Annotated in this window: 21 protein-coding genes; 12 read left to right on the plus strand and 9 right to left on the minus strand. The window is 40.4% G+C overall.

Annotated features, from left to right (window positions below; all coding sequences use genetic code 11):
• Window positions 1-153: 153 nt before the first annotated feature.
• From rodA to V7K41_RS07655, 3 genes are all read right to left on the minus strand, one after another.
• On the minus strand, window positions 154-1,467 hold the full coding sequence (rodA, locus tag V7K41_RS07645) for a rod shape-determining protein RodA (protein WP_334846925.1): 1,314 nt from the start codon (window positions 1,465-1,467) through the stop codon (window positions 154-156).
• A gap of 152 nt (window positions 1,468-1,619) precedes the next feature.
• Window positions 1,620-2,690 carry an Mrp/NBP35 family ATP-binding protein gene (locus V7K41_RS07650; RefSeq protein WP_334846927.1) on the minus strand — a complete coding sequence of 357 codons (1,071 nt, stop codon included), beginning with the start codon at window positions 2,688-2,690 and terminating at the stop codon, window positions 1,620-1,622.
• Window positions 2,691-2,986: 296 nt separating this feature from the next.
• On the minus strand, window positions 2,987-3,511 hold the full coding sequence (locus tag V7K41_RS07655; RefSeq protein ID WP_334846929.1) for an SRPBCC family protein: 525 nt from the start codon (window positions 3,509-3,511) through the stop codon (window positions 2,987-2,989).
• A 450-nt stretch (window positions 3,512-3,961) separates the two neighbouring features.
• On the opposite strand from V7K41_RS07655, the gene hemF reads away from it, so the two are divergent.
• Both hemF and V7K41_RS07665 read left to right on the plus strand, forming a co-directional pair.
• A complete protein-coding gene (hemF, locus tag V7K41_RS07660) occupies window positions 3,962-5,002 on the plus strand; it encodes an oxygen-dependent coproporphyrinogen oxidase (RefSeq protein WP_334846930.1) in 1,041 nt (346 codons plus the stop codon).
• Between the two features lie 242 nt (window positions 5,003-5,244).
• Window positions 5,245-5,613 (plus strand): STAS domain-containing protein, encoded by a 369-nt coding sequence (locus tag V7K41_RS07665; RefSeq protein ID WP_094351701.1) that lies wholly within the window; start codon window positions 5,245-5,247, stop codon window positions 5,611-5,613.
• An 87-nt stretch (window positions 5,614-5,700) separates the two neighbouring features.
• On the opposite strand, the gene V7K41_RS07670 is transcribed toward V7K41_RS07665, so the two are convergent.
• Complete coding sequence (locus V7K41_RS07670) at window positions 5,701-6,303, minus strand: chromophore lyase CpcT/CpeT (protein WP_334846932.1); 603 nt, start codon at window positions 6,301-6,303, stop codon at window positions 5,701-5,703.
• Between the two features lie 208 nt (window positions 6,304-6,511).
• On the opposite strand from V7K41_RS07670, the gene psb29 reads away from it, so the two are divergent.
• Window positions 6,512-7,219 carry a photosystem II biogenesis protein Psp29 gene (psb29, locus tag V7K41_RS07675; RefSeq protein ID WP_334846934.1) on the plus strand — a complete coding sequence of 236 codons (708 nt, stop codon included), beginning with the start codon at window positions 6,512-6,514 and terminating at the stop codon, window positions 7,217-7,219.
• Window positions 7,220-7,294: 75 nt separating this feature from the next.
• On the opposite strand, the gene V7K41_RS07680 is transcribed toward psb29, so the two are convergent.
• The 3 genes from V7K41_RS07680 to V7K41_RS07690 form a co-directional block, all read right to left on the minus strand.
• Window positions 7,295-7,657, minus strand: a complete 363-nt coding sequence (locus tag V7K41_RS07680; protein WP_289798955.1) for a phage holin family protein — start codon at window positions 7,655-7,657, stop codon at window positions 7,295-7,297.
• Between the two features lie 391 nt (window positions 7,658-8,048).
• Window positions 8,049-8,729, minus strand: coding sequence for an ExbD/TolR family protein (locus V7K41_RS07685; protein ID WP_334846936.1), 681 nt, complete (start codon window positions 8,727-8,729; stop codon window positions 8,049-8,051).
• Between the two features lie 42 nt (window positions 8,730-8,771).
• Window positions 8,772-9,500: a MotA/TolQ/ExbB proton channel family protein gene (locus V7K41_RS07690; RefSeq protein WP_334846937.1), complete on the minus strand. Its 729-nt coding sequence runs from the start codon at window positions 9,498-9,500 to the stop codon at window positions 8,772-8,774.
• 398 nt (window positions 9,501-9,898) lie between these two features.
• On the opposite strand from V7K41_RS07690, the gene trmB reads away from it, so the two are divergent.
• The 9 genes from trmB (at window position 9,899) to V7K41_RS07735 (ending at window position 16,663) form a co-directional block, all read left to right on the plus strand.
• Entirely contained in the window at window positions 9,899-10,567 is a 669-nt protein-coding gene (gene trmB, locus V7K41_RS07695) for a tRNA (guanosine(46)-N7)-methyltransferase TrmB (protein WP_334846939.1), read from the plus strand.
• Window positions 10,568-11,001: 434 nt separating this feature from the next.
• Entirely contained in the window at window positions 11,002-11,274 is a 273-nt protein-coding gene (locus V7K41_RS07700; RefSeq protein WP_334846941.1) for a hypothetical protein, read from the plus strand.
• A gap of 127 nt (window positions 11,275-11,401) precedes the next feature.
• The gene (locus V7K41_RS07705) at window positions 11,402-11,839 is read left to right on the plus strand and encodes a nitrogen fixation protein (protein ID WP_334846943.1); all 438 of its coding nucleotides are present in this window, start codon (window positions 11,402-11,404) and stop codon (window positions 11,837-11,839) included.
• 42 nt (window positions 11,840-11,881) lie between these two features.
• Window positions 11,882-12,103, plus strand: coding sequence for a hypothetical protein (locus V7K41_RS07710; protein WP_334846945.1), 222 nt, complete (start codon window positions 11,882-11,884; stop codon window positions 12,101-12,103).
• 176 nt (window positions 12,104-12,279) lie between these two features.
• Window positions 12,280-13,440, plus strand: coding sequence for an aminoglycoside phosphotransferase family protein (locus V7K41_RS07715; RefSeq protein WP_334846947.1), 1,161 nt, complete (start codon window positions 12,280-12,282; stop codon window positions 13,438-13,440).
• Between the two features lie 26 nt (window positions 13,441-13,466).
• Window positions 13,467-14,564 carry a T3SS effector HopA1 family protein gene (locus V7K41_RS07720; RefSeq protein WP_334846949.1) on the plus strand — a complete coding sequence of 366 codons (1,098 nt, stop codon included), beginning with the start codon at window positions 13,467-13,469 and terminating at the stop codon, window positions 14,562-14,564.
• A gap of 488 nt (window positions 14,565-15,052) precedes the next feature.
• Window positions 15,053-15,223 carry a hypothetical protein gene (locus V7K41_RS07725; RefSeq protein ID WP_334846951.1) on the plus strand — a complete coding sequence of 57 codons (171 nt, stop codon included), beginning with the start codon at window positions 15,053-15,055 and terminating at the stop codon, window positions 15,221-15,223.
• 1,018 nt (window positions 15,224-16,241) lie between these two features.
• On the plus strand, window positions 16,242-16,451 hold the full coding sequence (locus V7K41_RS07730) for a hypothetical protein (RefSeq protein ID WP_334846953.1): 210 nt from the start codon (window positions 16,242-16,244) through the stop codon (window positions 16,449-16,451).
• A 29-nt stretch (window positions 16,452-16,480) separates the two neighbouring features.
• On the plus strand, window positions 16,481-16,663 hold the full coding sequence (locus tag V7K41_RS07735; RefSeq protein ID WP_334846955.1) for a hypothetical protein: 183 nt from the start codon (window positions 16,481-16,483) through the stop codon (window positions 16,661-16,663).
• A gap of 177 nt (window positions 16,664-16,840) precedes the next feature.
• Here the strand turns inward: V7K41_RS07735 and V7K41_RS07740 are convergent, their stop codons facing one another.
• Both V7K41_RS07740 and V7K41_RS07745 read right to left on the minus strand, forming a co-directional pair.
• Complete coding sequence (locus V7K41_RS07740) at window positions 16,841-17,602, minus strand: peptidylprolyl isomerase (RefSeq protein ID WP_334846957.1); 762 nt, start codon at window positions 17,600-17,602, stop codon at window positions 16,841-16,843.
• An 88-nt stretch (window positions 17,603-17,690) separates the two neighbouring features.
• Window positions 17,691-19,214: an HlyD family efflux transporter periplasmic adaptor subunit gene (locus V7K41_RS07745; RefSeq protein ID WP_334846959.1), complete on the minus strand. Its 1,524-nt coding sequence runs from the start codon at window positions 19,212-19,214 to the stop codon at window positions 17,691-17,693.
• Between the last annotated feature and the right edge of the window lie 25 nt (window positions 19,215-19,239).

Raw genomic sequence — 19,239 nt, forward strand, 5'->3', positions numbered from 1 at the left:
AGCCTCGCTTGTTTCCTTTTAATAGCTTAATACTTGTTAATAGTCATTTGTCATTTGTCAGTGGTCATTAGCATAATAGTCATTTGTCATTTGTCAGTGGTCATTAGCAAAGGACAAAGGACAAATGACCAATGACCAATGACAAATAACGAATCAATAATACTTCTGCCTTTGGCGAAAATTTGCTACTGATTCTACTATTCCCAAGGAAATGAAGTTGGTCAGCATCGCAGAACGCCCATAACTCATCCAAGGTAGGGGAATTCCTGCCACAGGCGCTAAACCTACAGTCATGCCAACGTTCACAATCACCTGAAACACAATCATTGACAAAACGCCAATAGCCAACAAGGAACCAAAGTTATCTTTGGCGGTTTGGGCAATATGTAGTAGGCGCAAGCAAATTAAGCAGAAAACAAATAGCACTACCAAACAACCAACAAAACCAAATTCTTCTCCCACTGCTGAGAAAATAAAGTCTGTATGCTGTTCGGGTACGAAATTCAGTTGCGTCATTGGCCCCTTGAACAGACCCCATCCCCATATCTCACCAGCACCAATAGCAATGCGAGATTGGATTAAATGATATCCAGCACCTAGTGGATCGTGATCGGGATTCATGAATACAGTTAGGCGATCTTTTTGATACTCTTTTAAAACATGGTTCCAGGCGAAGACTCCTAATTCGCCACCCAGTATATTAAGAGTCCACGCACCGATAGTACCTAAACCAAATCGACGCCAGGGAAGAGTTTGCCAGCCCACAATAGCCATTGCAACTGACCAAATTAGTCCTAATGGGCCAAAAGATAGTTCTTTGAATAAAACTATCGGCTCTGTTAAAGGCCAAGATATACTAAACAAAATGGCGGCAACCACCGGAGAAATCATCAGAATTAACCAGCCTGGGTTAGCATTTGCCCAGTAAAGCATTCCTAAGACGATCGCACCAAATACTAGTGATGTTGCTAAATCTGGCTGTAAAAATACTAATCCCCAAGGTATAGCGGTGATTGCCAGAACGCGGAAAACACCTTCGAGGCTAGAAGCAGTCCGCCTGTGTAACAAGGCTGCTAAGGTAACAATCATGCCGACTTTGGCAAATTCTGAGGGTTGCACGTTAAAGCCGGCGATACTAATCCACCGCTGCGCCCCTTTGGCACTAGTACCAGCAATCATCACGGCGATTAAGCTGAAGTTTGTTAATGAATAAGTTACCCAGTGCCACTGCATCAAGAGTTCGTAACGGATGCGAGATAAAAGCAGGGCTATAAGCACGCCGATACCCGCTACCATCCAGTGCCACCACCAGTCAGTTACTGGCTGCTTCAGTTCCGTACTGAGAATCATCAGGCCGCCAAAGATACTGACAGCAATCGGCATACAAAAAAGTAACCAATCTACATGCTGCCAGGGCTTAACCCAAGACTTCCAGCGAATTTTGGGGAGCGATCGTTTTAACAACATTGTGCCAGTTTAGACTTTAGCTTTAATTGTTGGGAATTGGGAATTAGTCAATATTCAATAGTTATTCTTCCCCAACTTCCCTAATCCCTAACACCCAGTCCCTAGTATTCCCAAGCTATAGCCCAGGAATAGATAGAAATTAAAATTTATAATTATGTCAGGGCAGCAACTGATACTTTACCAGCAATGGTAAGAGCGATCGCTGTTAATGCTTTTGCTGAAGCTGAATCTGGATCGCCAACTACTATTGGCACACCGCTGTCACCACCAACTCGTGTGGAAATCTCTAGCGGTACACACCCCAACAGTGGTACTCCCAATTCAGCAGCTGTTTTGGAGCCACCACCGGAACCAAAGATGTCATATTGTTTATCTGGTCGATCGGGGGGAATAAAATAGCTCATATTTTCCACGATCCCCAATACTGGAACATTCATCTGCTGGAACATCCGCAATCCTTTGCGAGAATCTAACAGAGCTACATTTTGTGGCGTGGTAACAATTACTGCCCCTGCCATCGGCACTGCTTGGGTTAAAGTTAACTGAGCATCTCCGGTTCCCGGTGGCATATCTACAATCAGATAGTCCAGTTCACCCCATTGCACTTGATAGAGAAACTGGCGAATTACGCCATTGAGCATAGGCCCCCGCCAAATTACTGGTTGATCTCGGTCAATCAAAAAGCCCATTGAAACTAATTTCACGCCGTGATTAAAAGCAGGTTCTAGGATGTCACCTGTTTCAGTAGAACGCACAGTAATTTGAGCATCAGACAAACCCAGCATGGTAGGGTCATTGGGGCCATAAATATCAGCATCTAGCAAGCCGACTTTCGCCCCAGTTTGGGCTAGAGCCACTGCTACATTCACTGCCACCGTACTTTTACCAACGCCACCTTTGCCGCTAGAAACAGCAATGATATTTTTGACTCCAGAAATGCCAGTGCGGTCAGGTAAACTTTTTTGTTGCGGTGTTTCTGCCGTCACTTCTATGCTGACATCTGTAACGCCTGGGAGTTTTTTGACAGCTTTCTGACAGTCTTCGACAATAAATTCACGTAAAGGACAGGCAGGAGTGGTTAACACTAAAGTCAAACTAACCTTACCACCGTCAATTTTTACGTTGCGAATCATATTCAGTTCTACCAGACTTTTGCGGAGTTCTGGGTCTTCTACTGGTCGCAAAACTTCTAAGACAGAGCGGGAATTGAGGACATCGTACATAAAAATTCAAAATTCAAAATGAATAAATACACTTGTGGGGAACATCTTAGCTATTAACTGGATGCCTTCTTAAGTAAGGTCAGCTTAGTGTTATCACTGTCACTGCCGTGATAAAACTTAGCAAATTGCATTATTACCTAATAGAATCTTAACTTTCTTTGGGCATTAGGCATTGGGCATGGGAGATGAGGGAGCAGGGGGAGCAGAGGGAGACAAGGGGACAAGGAGAATAACCATGCCCAATCCCCAATGCCCAATCCCCAGTCCCCATTCCCCTATGCCCAATGCCCCAGTACCTAAAAATCAAAACAACTGTCATTAAGAGATTTTTTCTTACCAGATACCGCTGGTAATGCCGTCTTTTCTACTGCTTCGACTAAAGATCGTGCAACGCGGTCTGCATAAGGACGGGATAAAGACCAAATCAGGGGCGATAACCAACCCCGTAGGGTTACAGAATAAGATAAACAAGTACCACAAACCGTTGACTCTACTTGGTAAGTTACCCGTTCCTCTATTCCAGGAATCGCCATCACTCGGATACTCAGCATCTCTCTGGGATTGACGCGTTCTACAAAAATTCTGATGGGAATCGGCGAAAAGCGTGTTACAGCTTGAAAAATTAATCCTGGTTTGGGTACTAATCCGTGGGGGACGTTAGTACTCTTAAGTTGTGGATGCCAAGAAACATCTGTTAAGTCAACCACTTTTTGCCACAGTTCATCTACAGAAGCAGAACTAATCTCTCGATACGTCCACACCAGAGAAGCACAAAACCGACGACGTTTGCGGCGGATGAATTTGGATAACCAACCTTGCATTTTCCTAATCCTCCTCCCTAGATACTTTCTGGTAACTCTGGTATGGTGTGCAACTACATTCAACCTTTAAATTAAAACTTTCTCAAAAATGCCCTAAACATAGCAAGCCTCGACTAGGTACAGACTCTAACAGCCGACATCAGCAATATGCCAAAAAAGTTCTGAGTAGACCAGTCAAATCCTTGATACCTTAAGCTTAAGACTAAAATTTAGTCTTTATACCAGAATATTCCAATTAAGAATTTCAAAAAAAACTCATTCAATATACAAGCCTATACGCATTTGAGGGAAAATAACTCTAGTGATGCCCATCAATCTTATAAATGCTTAACCCAGTAAGAAAAAAGTGGGTTGGGCAAATAGAGCTAGATTGTTGGCGCATATTTCCCCCAAATTTTAAAATGAAAAATTTGTGGCTTTCTAGAAATTGTAATTTAGGTTCGGGAATCTATGTTGACCAACTCGCAAATACCAACTGTAGAAGCAGAATCATCCAAGTCTTTGCCAGCAACTGATGCTCAGATTAGGGTCAGTCAGTTTATGAAACAACTGCAAGACGAAATTACCGAATCATTGGCAAAACTAGATGGTGTGGCTAAGTTTCATGAAGATAGTTGGGAACGCCCAGAAGGAGGTGGAGGGCGATCGCGCGTACTGCGAGATGGTGCGATATTTGAACAAGCAGGTGTAAATTTTTCTGAAGTTCAGGGTTCCCATTTGCCAGCCTCAATTTTAACCCAACGCCCGGAAGCAGCAGGGCATGGCTTTTATGCTACAGGCACTTCAATGGTATTACATCCTCGCAATCCTTATGTGCCCACAGTTCATCTAAATTATCGCTACTTTGAAGCAGGGCCAGTGTGGTGGTTTGGTGGTGGTATTGACTTGACACCTTATTACCCCTTTGCAGAAGATGCGGCACATTTACACAAAACATTAAAGCAGGCTTGCGACCAACACCACCCAGAGTATTACCCAGTGTTTAAGAAGTGGTGTGATGAATATTTCTACCTGAAGCATCGTGATGAGACACGGGGCGTCGGTGGTCTATTTTTTGATTACCAAGATGGCCAGGGTGCTTTATATCGCGGCCCAAATCCCAATGGGGAAGCGGCTATTTATAGCAACCAGGTGGGAACACCAGCAACCCGCAATTGGGAAGATTTGTTTGGCTTTGTACAAGGCTGTGGCAGAGCATTTTTACCAGCCTACGTACCAATTGTAGAACGGCGACATGGCATAGAGTATGGCGATCGCCAACGGAATTTTCAACTCTACCGGCGAGGACGGTATGTAGAATTTAACTTGGTTTATGACCGAGGTACTATTTTTGGTCTGCAAACCAACGGACGTACCGAATCAATTCTCATGTCCCTACCTCCCCTAGTGCGCTGGGAATACGGCTATCAACCGGAACCGAATTCCCCCGAAGCCGAGTTGTATGAAACCTTCCTTAAACCTCAAGATTGGATCGATTGGACACCCAAATAGTTCTGAGTGTTGAGTGCTGAGTGCTGAGTTAGGAGTTAGGAGTTATAAGAATAGTGATCTTCCCCTGCTGTCTCATTTCCCCACTCCCCACTGCCCACTATTTTGGTGAGTTAAACTATTAAAGTTAAGCACTTAGCCAAAAAAGGTGACAAATTTAGCTATAGCTTGTTAATCTCAAGTGACAGCATTAGAAAATTCTGTCACCAGTTAATCTTAAAAGGAATGCCACGGGGAGGGCTTTAGTGATTCATATAGACCAAAAAACTTATACAACCCAAGACGGAAACACTGTTATCGTCCTGACACCATCAGGCCGTCTGGATATCACCACTGCTTGGCAATTTCGTCTGAAGTTACAGGAGTGTATTTCCAAACTCAGTCGCCATGTAGTTGTAAATCTGGCTCAGGTTAATTTTATTGATAGTTCTGGCCTCACGTCTTTGGTAGCTGGAATGCGTGATGCTGATAAAGTCAAGGGCAGTTTTCGCATCTGCAATGTACACCCAGAAGCCAAACTCGTGTTTGAAGTGACGATGATGGATACTGTTTTTGAAATCTTTGAAACAGAAGAGGAAGCTTTAGAAGGTGTACCGCGTAGCATTGCCAGCTAAAAAAGAGTTAGAAGTTAGAAGTAGAGACGCGATTAATCGCGTCTCTACAGGAGTTAATTCAAAATTAAAAATTCATAACTCATAACTTTATCTTATTAAATACTGATTTCGCTTGGTGTAGCGATAAGGCCCCATAATCGCTCCCCAGGTTGCTTTTCCAGTTGCGGGATCAATTCCTTTGTCGTAGCTGTGAAATTCTGTCGCTGTAGCTGCAAAACCTAAAGAAACATAGATGCTATTGCCAAGATAAGTAAAGCTACAACGAGTCTCTGGTAGTGGGGTAGCGGTAAACTTATAGCGATCGCCAGCTAGTTTCTCCCCAGTAACTGTGAGGATACAACCTGGTAGTAAATCTAATTGTTCGGGTGTTAGTGTGTTTAGTAGAGCAGGGTTATCACCTGCACCTCTTAATGCACCTGGATCTTGAGGCATATAATATTGTACTTCCACAGTTGCGTCATCGCTGCTTTGACGCAACCGGATAATTCGTTGGCGGTAAGGTTGATCTAGGGTAATAACGTTAGCCTGTTCAGCAAATAAAGTGATGCTATCTTCTGCGAATAGATTAACTCGTCTTTGCCACAAGCAGAGGTGGACATACCAAACTGGTTCTGCTATGGCTTGTTCTTGATTATCAAATTTACCAGCTAGGTATTCACCTAAAGCAATTAACTGTGGCGAGAAGTTCATAAGTACAATAAATAAATCATCAAAGATAATAATTTTTGGCTATTTTTTAGGAGAAAAGGTCTTATTTGCTGTAGCTGCCAGTTTATAAAATACTTCTGATCTGTATATATTGTAAATGAAACCGTCACCTGCTAAAAGCTCAACTTGGCAAAGTAGCCTTTAAGCGAGAAAATAAAGATACGTCGCCCTTAACATTTCTTTTTTGTTTGTGAATAACGTCCGTACAGTCTCTGATACAAAGCGAACTTTCTATAATCTTCACACCCGTCCGATTAACACTATTTATCGTCGGGTAGTAGAAGAATTGATGGTGGAAATGCATCTGCTGTCAGTAAATATCGATTTTAGCTACAATCCAATTTATGCCTTGGGTGTCGTCACTACTTTTGATCGCTTCATGGAAGGCTATCAACCAGAACGGGATCAAGAATCAATTTTTAACGCCTTATGTCAGGCTATAGAACAAGATCCGCAACGCTATCGACAGGATGCGCAAAGATTGCAAACTGTAGCTAAAGGTTTGCCAGTTAAAGATTTAATTGCGTGGCTGGGCCAAACTACTTACTTAGATCGAGATGCTGACTTGCAAGCACACCTGCAAGCGATCGCCAACAATCCTAACTTTAAATACAACCGTTTGTTCGCAATTGGTGTATTTTCGTTATTAGAACAGTCAGATCCCGAATTAGTCAAAGACGAAAAGCAACTCACTGAGGCGCTGAAAGCGATCGCTGCTGGCTTGCACCTCTCTGATGACAAACTCAACAAGGATTTGGAACTATACCGTTCTAACCTAGACAAAATGGCGCAAGCGCTAGTGGTGATGGCAGATATCCTCTCAGCCGATCGCAAAAAACGCGAGCAACGTAAACAACAATCAACTACCCCAGTTGCTCCCCCAAGTTCCAACGAATAGTTACAATTTGGTAGTGATGAATTAGGAGTTATGAGTGAGGAATTGTTAATAACTCCTAACTCCTAACTCTTAGCTTTAGACACCCAATATTTTGTAGATTAAACTGTTAATTATTGTCAGCGTAAATGCCCCAATAACAGCACTCCAAATCCCGTAACGCAAGCGAAAGCCCTCTACTAACCAAGCAGCAATACTAAAACAAACCACGGCAATCATAAATGTGAAAATGCCAGATAATAAGTCCAATGTTAGTAGATTTGGTACTGCAAAAATGAGGCTTAAAATCGGTCTGACTATTGCCGTCACGATACCAAGCACTGCGGCAGAAAGAAACGCTTTACCAGGAGTATCAATTTCAACTCCTAAAGGCAACTTACTAATTATCAACAAGCTGATAGCTGTTACGACCCAAACAATTAAAAGCGTCACGATATTCATGCCACAACCCCTGATATTAATTAGTAATTTGTAATTAGGACAGACTGAAAAACGCTTGATATAAGCGCTTTTCAATCTGTTAACCTATTTGGACATCCTTCCCCAATTTGGTATGAAATGTGGATGGTAATTGGTGATGAATTGCTCAGTCTATAGGTGGAAAAATCTTTAAAGCTCAACCAATTATTTGTAAATTAGCAGCTTTTTTTTCTCTAGCCAAGATTTATTCTAGATATCTTTAGGTTTTGGAAAAGACTGGAAGGGAAAATGGGGAGTCATGAGTGGGGGATAAGGGGACAAAAGAGACAAGGAGAATAACCCATGCCCAATGCCCCTTACCCCTTATCCCCAGAGGGGACCCCACCATCCCCAATTCCCCCATTTCCCTATCTCATCTTTTAAGAGGAGGTTGGGTTTTTTTGGGTGCTACAGGTGCTTGAGGCGCTGGTGAGTTAGGAACCACGGGAGAAATACCAGGATTGATGCCTTGCCCAGTTGGAGGCTTGATGCTAGGAAAGGGTACAGAATTAGGTGCTAAGGGGAATTTTGGGGTAATATTTCCTTCGGAATTGATGCCTGGAACTGGTGCAGCACCAGGATTGATTGGGAAAGAGGGGATAGTAGGCTGGTTAGGCAAGTTTATGGATGGTTGAGATGGGCCAGGAATAATTCCCAAAGAAACGCGATCGCCCCCTACTTGTCGTAGCAAATCCAATGTCTCAATCACATCGTTGTAAGTTGCTGTGCGCGAAGCATTCAGCACCACAATGGCACTGGGGTTTGCTTGGAGATACTGTTTTAAACTCTGTCTCAAATTTTCCTGTTTTACAGGCTGTTTTTCTATGTAAGTATTGCCCACAGCATCGATAGTCACAATCACACTTCCACTCTGTGATGTTATTCCAGAAATTGAACTAGGGCTAGCTTTAGGCAAATCAACATTTATTGCCTGTTGCCGCGTAAATTGCAAAGCCGCTAATAAAAAAAATGTCAGGATACAAAAAACGACATCAATTAAAGGGATGATTTGAATTTGGACTTCTTCAATTGGAGTATGTAGATTAACTTTCATGTCTCACTCTCAAGCCTGGTTCAGGGGTTGAATTATTGACTATTAATTAGGTGTATTCGGGGGTTCAGGAGGTTCAGAAACTCTAGTCTTTCCTGGCTTGCGGGGTGGAGTGAAATTTTCTGGCACAATTGCTGATGTCCTATTGCTAAAGTCAGGAGGAGACTGGCGATAGAGCAATTCCATCTCATTCCCTGCCTTGCGAAAAACTTTGACTTGGTTGACTACAAAACTTTGAAATAGGCGGTAAAATACCAAACTAATGATGGCAACTATTAGCCCACTTGCCGTACTAATTAAGGATTCACCAATACCAGTAGTCACGCCAGCAGTAGATTCAGTTCCCAAATCGCCAATCCGAATTGAGCGCAGAGACTGGATTAAACCCAAAACCGTGCCCAACAATCCTAGCAACGGCGCTAAAGCAATCACGGCTTCTAAAAGTTTTTCGCCCCGCCGCATCCCAGCTAATTCGTCTTCTGCCGTAGCCTCCAGTGCTAGTCGAAAAGTTTCCGTATCACTTTTCGCAAAACGTAGAGGGGCATAGAGAAAACGCCCGACAGGCTGATGGGTTGCTTGTCTTGCCATGTCCGCAGCTACTTCCCAATTATCCTGGGCAGCATCCAAGATGCGATCGACTATTTGCTTTTCCTGAGTCAAAATTCGCAACCAGAACCACAAACGCTCGAAAATCACACTCAAAGCCAGAATCGATAGAACTAGCAATGGCCACATCGCTGGCCCACCCTTGTAAAATAAATCTAAAATATCCACTGTTTAAGTTTCCTCCCTCCACGACTAAAGCAAATGTGTTAAGGCATTTTAATTCTAGAGATTAATGCAAAATGAGGGACTTCCAAAATATAAATTTCTCGATAACCTAAAAAAAATAGTGTAAGCATGACGTATTTGACTGAGACTGTTGTACAAACTTGCTGCTGGGTAGGCAATTGCAATGATAGATCGGTAATTTTTGGCATACTTTTGCTAGACTTCCTTGTAATACCAATTTGAAAAAAGAATGCAATACATAGATAAGACCCCACCTAACCCTTCCTAAAGCTTGAGGGAGGGTGCGCGTCAGTGAGGATGGGGTGTCCGATCGCAAACATTTTTTGAATTGATATAACCTGAATCACCACAGAATATTTTCACGTAAAGGAGAAAAAATTTTGGCAGCAGTCCGAGTCCGTCAGCATGTTAATCCACTTGGTAAAAAGTATCAAACACCAGCAAGTCCCCAAGACTGGGAAAAAATTTATGCAAAGCCAAATCAACCACTACATTTAGATATTGGCTGCGCTAAGGGACTGTTTTTGTTGAATATGTCCAAGATAGAACCTAACTGGAATTTTCTCGGCTTAGAAATTCGGGAACCGCTGGTGATGGAGGCGAATAAATTACGTTCTGAGTTTGATTTAACAAACCTGCACTATTTATTTTGCAATGTGAATAACTCACTGCGTAGGCAAAGCCCGCCGCAGGCATCGCTTTTATCTTCCCTCCCTCCAGGAAGTTTACAACGCGTTACAATTCAATTCCCCGATCCTTGGTTTAAAACCCGCCACGCTAAACGTCGTGTAGTTCAACCAGAACTAGTGGCAGACTTAGCTAATTATCTCGCGGTTGGAGGATTGGTATTTCTGCAATCAGATATGGAATTTGTTGCTGTAGAAATGCGCGATCGCTTTGCTTTTCACCCAGCTTATCAGAAAGTTGGTACGGGAGAATGGTTAGCCGAAAATCCACTACCAGTCCCCACAGAACGGGAAATAGGCACGCAAAAAAAGGGTGAGCCTGTTTATCGGGCTTTGTTTGAAAGGGTGAGAATTACAGATTAGAGATGTTTGTAGTATCAACTCTGTCCCACAATTGGGGATTGGAAGTTTTCTCGATCAGCCTTCAAACTATTTAGTACTATAGACTTAAGTCTTATTTGTTATCTTGTTGTTAGACATTGCCCATCATTTGGGAAAGTTTTTGGGACATAAATGTTTCATTAAGGGTCAAAAAGTGAGTGAAATACTCTCTAATAATTGGTGAAAAAGCTTGATGCTGAAGTAATTGATAGATATATAACCTTGCTCAAGAAATAGTTTTGACTAAAAACTATCGATTTATTAGTTGATGACATAAAAGTTTTATTTATATCTATTAAAAATTGGCAGAACACAATTAAACCATTTTTTTCATCCCTAGAATATAGACAGATTAGGTAATTACAGTACTTAGTGATTTAGCCTATATCTAGTTATATATTCTGAGGAAAAGCACAATGGAAAGGAATAAAAATAATTCAGATATTCAATTGGACATTAGCAATCTAATTGATAATGCTGTTAACAATGCAGTAGCACGACGGAATCTAGCTGAGGATTCAGAAGATGCTTTGCTAACTCTGTCTGATGAAGAAATGGCAAACGTTGCAGGTGGTTTTGTAACGGTTACAAAATTCGATCCAACCATTGCAGGTGGTATTTTTGTGAGAGAACCGATTACTTGTGGAATAATTGCACAAGACCCAAACTTGAGCGCACAAGCCTTTTAAGTTGGTAGTAACTATTAAACTCTTGGACATTTAATTTGCTTATTTAGGTTGATGGAGAGCAGTCCGACTCAAAACTAGGTGTAAATCTCCATCAGCTTAAAAATACAATTCACTATAGGTTCAATTTATGGAAGACATCGCTACAGAAAAGACTACACTTTGCCCTAGTGCAAGACCAGATTGGCAGAACAGTGTTGTTTTCGGCGTCGTTGGTGGCACAGTCACAGAACCCCGCGTAGCTTATCTTAAGCACCCCCAACCTGTCACAGATGAACTAATAGCAAAGGCTAGTCCAGTAACACCCACTGAAATTTTTCGGACGGCTGCACCCTGTGCAACTAAGGGTTGTCAACATTTTGATGGTAAAGATTGTCGTCTGGCAATGCGAGTTGTAGAAAATTTCCCGACGGTAGTAGACGATCTACCACCTTGTTCCATACGCCGAGATTGCCAATGGTGGCAACAAGAAGGCAAGGCAGCTTGTATGCGTTGTCCACAAGTTATTACAGATAACTACAATCCCTCTGAACTACTAGTTAAGGTGGCGACACCGACTGTTGGCTAAACGAAGCTACAAAGTTTATTTAAGTAATTTAAGGAGAATATCATGTCAATGAACATTCATCAGAAATATCTCACAAGTCAAATTGAAATTACGAACTTGATTGAAGAAGCTGTTGTGAATGCATCTGCAAGACGAAAACAAGTTTTAGAACAAAACTCGCTCTCAGAACTGTCTGAAGAAGAACAGAAAAACATTACGGGTAGTGGAGTAGCAACAGATGTGAGAGATGCGATAATTTTATTAGGCGGCTATCTACTGGGTTAGTAATGCTGCGCGTAATTTGTAATTTATATACCGCAGACATTTGATTAATTTGGAATGGATGGTTTATTTCCAATGTGCGGTACTAGTTTTAATAATCCTTGCAAAAACAGCCTGTGGTAGGAGCTCAACTACCACAGTTTTCTCTACATCAAAATTGGTTTATAAATAAAAAAGTTATGACATTTCTCTTAAACTCTCATAATGTTGTCAATTATTTAGTTGAACAGGGGTTATGTAATCAGTCAGAACAACCACCGATTAAGGTAGAAATAGTTGCAGCTAAAAACTTTAATTTATTAGTTACTTTACCAGGCGATCGCAAACTTCTAGTTAAACAAGAACGACACAATCAAGAAGGGAAAGCGGCCGGTGAGTTTTTAAGTGAGTGGCGAATTCAAGAGTTTTTACAACGATTTCCAAACCTTGGTAACTACCGCTCATTTTTACCAAAGGTACTGCATTTTGATGCTGAGAATTCCATTATTGTCTTTAGATATCTGGATGACTATCGGGATTTAATGGATTTCTACACCAAAGAAAATAGCTTTTCTACAGAAATTGCTACGGCAATTGGTAATATTTTAGGGACTATCCATCGTGATACTTTCAACCGCCAAGAATATCAGGAATTATTTTCTAAAAATTCTGAGAATTCAATGGCTGATCGAGTATCACATTTAATTCGGAGATTAGAACGGGTTGAACCGGAAATTTTTGGTCTAGTTCCTGGCGATGGGTTAAAGTTTTTTGCTTTATATCAACGTTATGATAGTTTGGGACAGGCGATCGCAGAATTAGGTAATGCTGTAACGCCTTCTTGTCTCACCCACAATGATTTGAAACTAAATAATATTCTCCTGTACAAAGATTGGCAAAATTCCAGTAATAATATTATCCAGCTAATTGATTGGGAACGCTCGGCTTGGGGAGATCCAGCTTTTGATTTGGGAACACTTATTGGCAGCTATGTACAAATCTGGCTGGGTAGCTTAGTTATCAGTAATTCTTTGAGTATTGACGAATCTCTACGCTTGGCAATAACACCTTTAGAACTACTTCAGCCTTCAATTGCTACATTAACCCAAGCTTATTTAAACACTTTTCCAGAAATTCTAGAACACCGCTCTGATTTCTTGCAACGCGTGGTGCAATTTACAGGTTTTGCTTTGATTCAACAGATTCAGGCGATGATTCAATATCAAAAATCTTTTGGCAATATGGGGATTGCTATGCTTCAGGTTGCTAAGACGTTATTAAGCCGTCCTGTACAATCAATGCCAACAATTTTTGGTGCTGCTGCTGTTGAATTAACTCACCTAAGTAGTTCTGCTGTTTAAATCATTTTGTTATTACTAAAGTAGTTATGCAATTATTAAATTCTCCTCAAACTCAGGTAAAAACTGGTTTAACTGAGCAATTACTAGATGTTTTGCAAGATATTGTTCAAAAAATTGAAATAAAATCTGATTTTTCCATCCACCATCCAGATTACAAACCTTTGGAATTACCATCTGAGGCAGTTGAACGTTTTCAGAAGATGCCAACCCAGATGCAACAGAAATATCTGAGTCTGCAATTGCGGACTTTTCTTTACGGTATCTATTACAACGGTTCTATGCAAAGTACGTTGGCACTAGATGGAGAGGGAAATGGTTTGCCCCTAGATTTGGAGAATAATACTGTTTTAGGGGTAGATGTGGGGTTTTATAAGCGATTGCATGAAAGTAATTTTGGAGAGGGCTACTTTGACCGTGGTTGGTCTGTTTTGAGAGAAGAAAGTGATGGCAGTTTAGCTGTGACTAAAGGCGGTTTGAGACTGCATATTGAACGGAATAAGCATCTTCAATCTACTGAAGTGGCAGCTGTGGTAGGTGATTCTGTGGCTATCAAGATGCCAAAGAATCTGATGCAAAATGGCTTTTACATGGCAGTTAGCAATGTTGCATCTGAAAGCCATAAAAATCTGGTACGGGTGTACTTTAATTTCAGCCCAGAAGGTGCAGTGGCAGTGATGAGTAGCCTGACGCATCGGTTGAATGTCATTCCCATTTTCTTCCACTTTAAGGTGTTGTATAACCCAGATGACTACAAGCGTTACGATTCAGGGGTACTGTACTTTGAAAAAGGTAACTATGAAGCTGTCCGGCAAGTCCTTGAGGGTGTCTATGCAGAAAACCAATCGCATTTTCAGCCAGAAGTACCGCTATTCACGATGCAACTTGCACCAGGGTTAGGGTTGGCAGAAGAACCAGACCAAAAGTTTGGTGTTCAGGAAAGCTTTGGGATGAATCGCTGTCAGATTGTGGCGAATGGATTGCTGGAAGCTTGGTATCAAGGGGATAAGTCAATTGAGGGGCGAATGAGGGCTATAATTGAGCAATTTTATTCTTTGGGAATCGAATTGCAGCGTTCATATCTTAATGCCAATTCTGAAGATATTTATACACTTTTAGAACTGTAAAATTTTCATTCCAAAGTAAACTAAAAAAATGTTGAAAAAGTTGTAACTATTGGAATGTAATCAGGGTCAGATGCGATCGTATCTGACCCTGATGATGCTTTATATGTAGGAGAATACACGGGGTATCCTAATCCAGATAACGCAGCGCGGATCTTTAAAATTGACCTCAATAATAAGCCAACATACATTGATTTATTCTTACCTACTTAATTAAGAAAATTTTTAGTATTTTCAATCAATACAATAATGAAAAACTATATAACTACAAATAATTATTTTATGTTAAAACTAACATTAGCGACTTCAATAATATCAAACATTTTTTATTTTATCTTGGGTCAAAATTAAAACAATTATGTCCTCAAAAAATACTTCCAAAAGTTGCTTTTAAAGATTTTAAGTGCAAGTATATAATTACAGGAGTTAGGCAAAATATAAGCTAATACTTGTTAAACATAATAATAGAAAATCTCAAAGGAGATAAACCAATGGCTACAATCAAAATCGATAACTTATCCGTGACTGGCAGCGAATTCTTTTCTGATTCCGAAAGCTATTTGGATCGCTTAACAGAATTGTCAGAAAGCGATGCTCTCAGCATTAAAGGCGGAATAACACCTATTATTATTATAACTTTAACTCCATTTATACTAGGTTAAAGGGAGATACAAACTAGACTAATAAACCCCTCAGCAAATTTGAGGGGTTTTTGATAACATTAAAAGAGTAAATTCAGTAAGTCAAACTGACTTTTTAAATTAACTTGTAAATCCATCTATTTAACTATATGAGTAAAAATTCCTCACCAATTAAACTAGCTAAATTTGTTGCTTAATCCACTCATCAAACAAATCATTGAGAATTTGATTACTTCGTTGACTGTTATAACATCGCGATCGCATCACGTAGCCAGTTGAGCTTTGCTTTTTGTTCTGGAGTAATGTTAAAGTTCTGCCGCTTGGTTTCTACCATTTCTGGATTAGATGATATTAGCGTAGTCATGTTACCTCATAACTAGGAATTAGCTTGGTAAGTACAATATGAGTATATTAGACTCATATAATTGACACAATTGATGCGATGTCTACGACGGGCTTATTTACGAGAAGCTACGCCAACGCCTACGCATTTTTGCCAATGTAACCATTTAGGAGTTGCGATCAGTCTATAGTTTGAATACCAACGCAGAGCGTCTGCGACTCTCAGGGATTGACGAGAGAGTAAATTTTAGAGCGGCTGTGGAAAGCGATCGCGCAGTTTGCGGCACATCTCACCTGAGTGAGACATATTGTAGCGAATAGCATGGGGTTTGCTTTTATCGTCAGAATAAAATAGCCCTAAATTTTTATCGTTCAGTCTAAGAGGATTCTTGGACTGATTTTTTATTGGGTTTTCTAATTGGTAGAAATAAAATCAGCAATAAATCAAAAAAAAGAGACATAATTATTTCATATTAATCATCCAATAGCTGGTTTTTTTACTAATAAAATGCTGGACATCTATCTTTTTGAAAATAATATAGTAAATTTGATAAAAAGCTGGTGTATAAATGCATTAATTCTATCCTTTTTTAAAAAATACAATATTAAAATAATAAATTAAATAATAGATAATAGAAAAAGGTGATTCACAGTCTAATCACAACTTAAAGATATTGATTTAGGAGTACATTTGAGTATGGCTAACATTTCAATCTCTGACCTACGTCCCACTGGTTATGATCTGTTTTTTGACTATGAGAGCTACATGAAAGATTTATCTGATGAAGAGCTTAATATCCAAGGAGGAATTACGCCTGCTCTTTATGTTGCAGCAGAGTATGCTATTGCCTCTTCAGAAGCATGTGGATTGTTAGTCGTAATAGCAATAGACAAAATATTTAACTGAAACAACTTTACTTAAGAGGTAATTTGCAAATGACTAACATTACAATCTCTAACCTATGTCCCGTTGGTAGCAACCTATTTATGGATTCCGAAAGCTTTTTCAATGACCTAAAAGAACAGGAAATAGGAGACATTTTTGGAGGAGCTATTGCACCTGGACAAGCAAATGGTGGAATCGTACTTCTATGGAGTGGGATATGCCTGTATTGGTAATCCTAGATGTGATTTATTAGCAACTAAAAGTTACTATCACTTTTAAGCATCCATAAGAAACCCTTGAAAGTGCAGACCAAGATTTTTTGTCTTGGTCTGCTTATTATCGGCTTGAGCACAAGCAAACTGTTTGCTAAACTGGTGCAGACACCCATTCTTTATGCACCTCAAGAACAACTAAATGCCAAAAACCTGATTGATAGAGTCAATGTTGCTGACAATCTCAACTTGAGCAATTTGCTGCTTTAGCCAGTCGCAAAATAAGTTTGAAAAAATTTTATGGCGTAATAAATTATTCAAGTCTGCTTGAATAATCTCCTCTACCAAAATTAGGTGTACTCCCGAAGATGTCACAACTGGTTTGAGTAACTGTGGTGGTTTAGCAGTAAAAATAGCAGCAGAAATTTCCGGTTTCAACTCCTTGCGCTTGACTATTCCTTGATATCCCCCTTTTCGGCGTAATTCCGTATCCTGGATGTATTTGTGAGCAACATCATAGAAACTCATTTCACCTTCTTGAATGGCGTAGAAGAGTTCTATTGCCAAGTCTTCATCATCTAAGACAACCTCATACATAACCACACCAGCATAGCTCAGTTTGTTTTCAAAAAAGTAGGGTTCAATTTTATCCGCAAACAGATAAGCAGCTAATTTGGTAGAAATAAGGCTGTTGTAGACAATTCTTTCAAAATCATCTAAAGAAAGACGATGTTTTTCCAGCCATACCCAGGTATCGTCAGCATTTATAAGTTGATTCATTAATCGGAATTTATTTGCTGCTTGCTGAAGTTCCTCAATCTCTACTTTGATACCCGCCTCATCTGCGGCTTTTTCAACAAACTTGCGGTTAACAATCTCTTCAATTATCTCAGGAATTTTGCAGGATAGCTTGACTTGAGCAAGAATATCTTCGCTAGTAATCGTGATAGTTTGTGACATCATGTTACTCCTAAATTAAGTAGACGAAATTAAACGTGAAATAAAAAAGGGACGTTAGGTTTAGAAATGCATAATTACCGCGATCGCTCTACAATTTCACCCCACCCTGCTGCAACTGCTTAAATGGGTCAAGCAGAAAATCAATAATCCGACGCTGGCGCACGATTACTTCAGCTGTCGCTGTATCCCCAGGCCGCAAGGTAATACATTTATTAGCTGAGGGAATACAATTTTGTTTTAGGGCAATTTCCAAGTCATAAGCTGCTACCTTTCCATTAGCTGTTTCCACCTCTATAGTAGAAGGAGAAATTTCTAACAATTCTCCTTCTACTATTCCATAATCCTGAAACGGATAAGCATCAAATTTTAACTTTGCTGGCAATTTTCTTCGCAAAAAACCACTCTCAGATGTCGCCATTTGCGCCCGAATTATTAAAGGCGAACCTTGGGGTGCAATCTCCGCAATCATTGCTCCAGGCTGCACCACAGACCCAGCCCGTTGTATCGGTAGCTGAAACACTCTACCATTTACGGTGGCTCTTAACTCTCGTTGTCCTAACTGAAACTTTAAGGAGACAATTTGACTCTTACTCTGAGCAATTTCTGCCTGAAGCGTAGTAATTTCTGTCTCTAAATTCTTCTGTTGTTCGTCGATTTTTAGCAGAGCCAGCTTGCTGGAACGAGTTAAAGTCTGATAACTCCTTTCCTGTTCTTTCAGTCGCAACTGTGCCTGCTCAATATCTGCATTTGCTTGCCGAATAGTCCGCTCATAACTACTCTGTTGTTCTACCAAACGTAGTTTAGCCTGCTGAATATCTGACTGATTTTGTTCGTATAACTGTTGCTTGTCTTTAGCTATATCTTGCTTCTGGACAACATTAATTTCTGGAACAACTCCTGACTGCCAAAGACTGCGATAGCGTTCAACTTCTCGCTCGGTACTCGCTAAACTACTGTTTACTAACTTATTAGCTGTTTGACTATGCTCAAGAGTTTGCCGTGCCTGATTGACTTGAGCTAATTTTTCGTCTTTTTGTAAATCATAAGAATTCCTAAGAGTATTCATATTCTGTCGCGCTTGGTCAATTTGAGCCTGCTTTTCTAACTGTTGAGATTGATTTTGTTGCTGCTGCGTTGTCAAAGATACAACTAACTGACTTTTAGATGAATTTAACTGAGAAAGTCGATTTAATTGTCCCTCCAATTTATCCTGTACCTGCCGCAATTCCGCTTTAACTAATTCCGATTCCAACACCAACAAAGTCTGCCCAACTTTAACTGAATCACCTTCCTTTACCCGAATTTCGGCAACAGTGCCGGCTACAGCAGCATCTAGCCTAACTGTCTTTCCCCTTGGCTCAAGTCGTCCTCTTGCCGTACCCGTTTCATCCACCTTAGATAGCATCGCCCAAGGTAAAATAATCGACACAAACACCACCAAAAAATACAGTAATCCCCTTGTCCAAACTTGAGGTAAGCTATCAAGTAAATCCTTGGTTGCGTAAGCCCAATCATCAGTTGCTCTAGCTGGTGTTTGTTCGCTTAAAATTTCCTCGTGCTGTTCTACCTCATAGATTTGGGTTTGAACCCTTCCATTTAATGTGTTTGGCATAATTTTTCCTGATATCAATTTTGGA

The organism is Nostoc sp. (assembly GCF_036917415.1).
Taxonomy (GTDB): domain Bacteria; phylum Cyanobacteriota; class Cyanobacteriia; order Cyanobacteriales; family Nostocaceae; genus Nostoc.

Bases quoted from the DNA above. Each gene is read 5' to 3' on its own strand.
- rodA (WP_334846925.1), bottom strand. From the start codon at position 1,467: ATGTTGTTAAAACGATCGCTCCCCAAAATTCGCTGGAAGTCTTGGGTT.
- V7K41_RS07650 (WP_334846927.1), bottom strand. From the start codon at position 2,690: ATGTACGATGTCCTCAATTCCCGCTCTGTCTTAGAAGTTTTGCGACCA.
- V7K41_RS07655 (WP_334846929.1), bottom strand. From the start codon at position 3,511: ATGCAAGGTTGGTTATCCAAATTCATCCGCCGCAAACGTCGTCGGTTT.
- hemF (WP_334846930.1), top strand. From the start codon at position 3,962: ATGTTGACCAACTCGCAAATACCAACTGTAGAAGCAGAATCATCCAAG.
- V7K41_RS07670 (WP_334846932.1), bottom strand. From the start codon at position 6,303: ATGAACTTCTCGCCACAGTTAATTGCTTTAGGTGAATACCTAGCTGGT.
- V7K41_RS07680 (WP_289798955.1), bottom strand. From the start codon at position 7,657: ATGAATATCGTGACGCTTTTAATTGTTTGGGTCGTAACAGCTATCAGC.
- V7K41_RS07685 (WP_334846936.1), bottom strand. From the start codon at position 8,729: ATGAAAGTTAATCTACATACTCCAATTGAAGAAGTCCAAATTCAAATC.
- V7K41_RS07700 (WP_334846941.1), top strand. From the start codon at position 11,002: ATGGAAAGGAATAAAAATAATTCAGATATTCAATTGGACATTAGCAAT.
- V7K41_RS07705 (WP_334846943.1), top strand. From the start codon at position 11,402: ATGGAAGACATCGCTACAGAAAAGACTACACTTTGCCCTAGTGCAAGA.
- V7K41_RS07710 (WP_334846945.1), top strand. From the start codon at position 11,882: ATGTCAATGAACATTCATCAGAAATATCTCACAAGTCAAATTGAAATT.
- V7K41_RS07715 (WP_334846947.1), top strand. From the start codon at position 12,280: ATGACATTTCTCTTAAACTCTCATAATGTTGTCAATTATTTAGTTGAA.
- V7K41_RS07720 (WP_334846949.1), top strand. From the start codon at position 13,467: ATGCAATTATTAAATTCTCCTCAAACTCAGGTAAAAACTGGTTTAACT.
- V7K41_RS07725 (WP_334846951.1), top strand. From the start codon at position 15,053: ATGGCTACAATCAAAATCGATAACTTATCCGTGACTGGCAGCGAATTC.
- V7K41_RS07730 (WP_334846953.1), top strand. From the start codon at position 16,242: ATGGCTAACATTTCAATCTCTGACCTACGTCCCACTGGTTATGATCTG.
- V7K41_RS07735 (WP_334846955.1), top strand. From the start codon at position 16,481: ATGACTAACATTACAATCTCTAACCTATGTCCCGTTGGTAGCAACCTA.
- V7K41_RS07740 (WP_334846957.1), bottom strand. From the start codon at position 17,602: ATGTCACAAACTATCACGATTACTAGCGAAGATATTCTTGCTCAAGTC.
- V7K41_RS07745 (WP_334846959.1), bottom strand. From the start codon at position 19,214: ATGCCAAACACATTAAATGGAAGGGTTCAAACCCAAATCTATGAGGTA.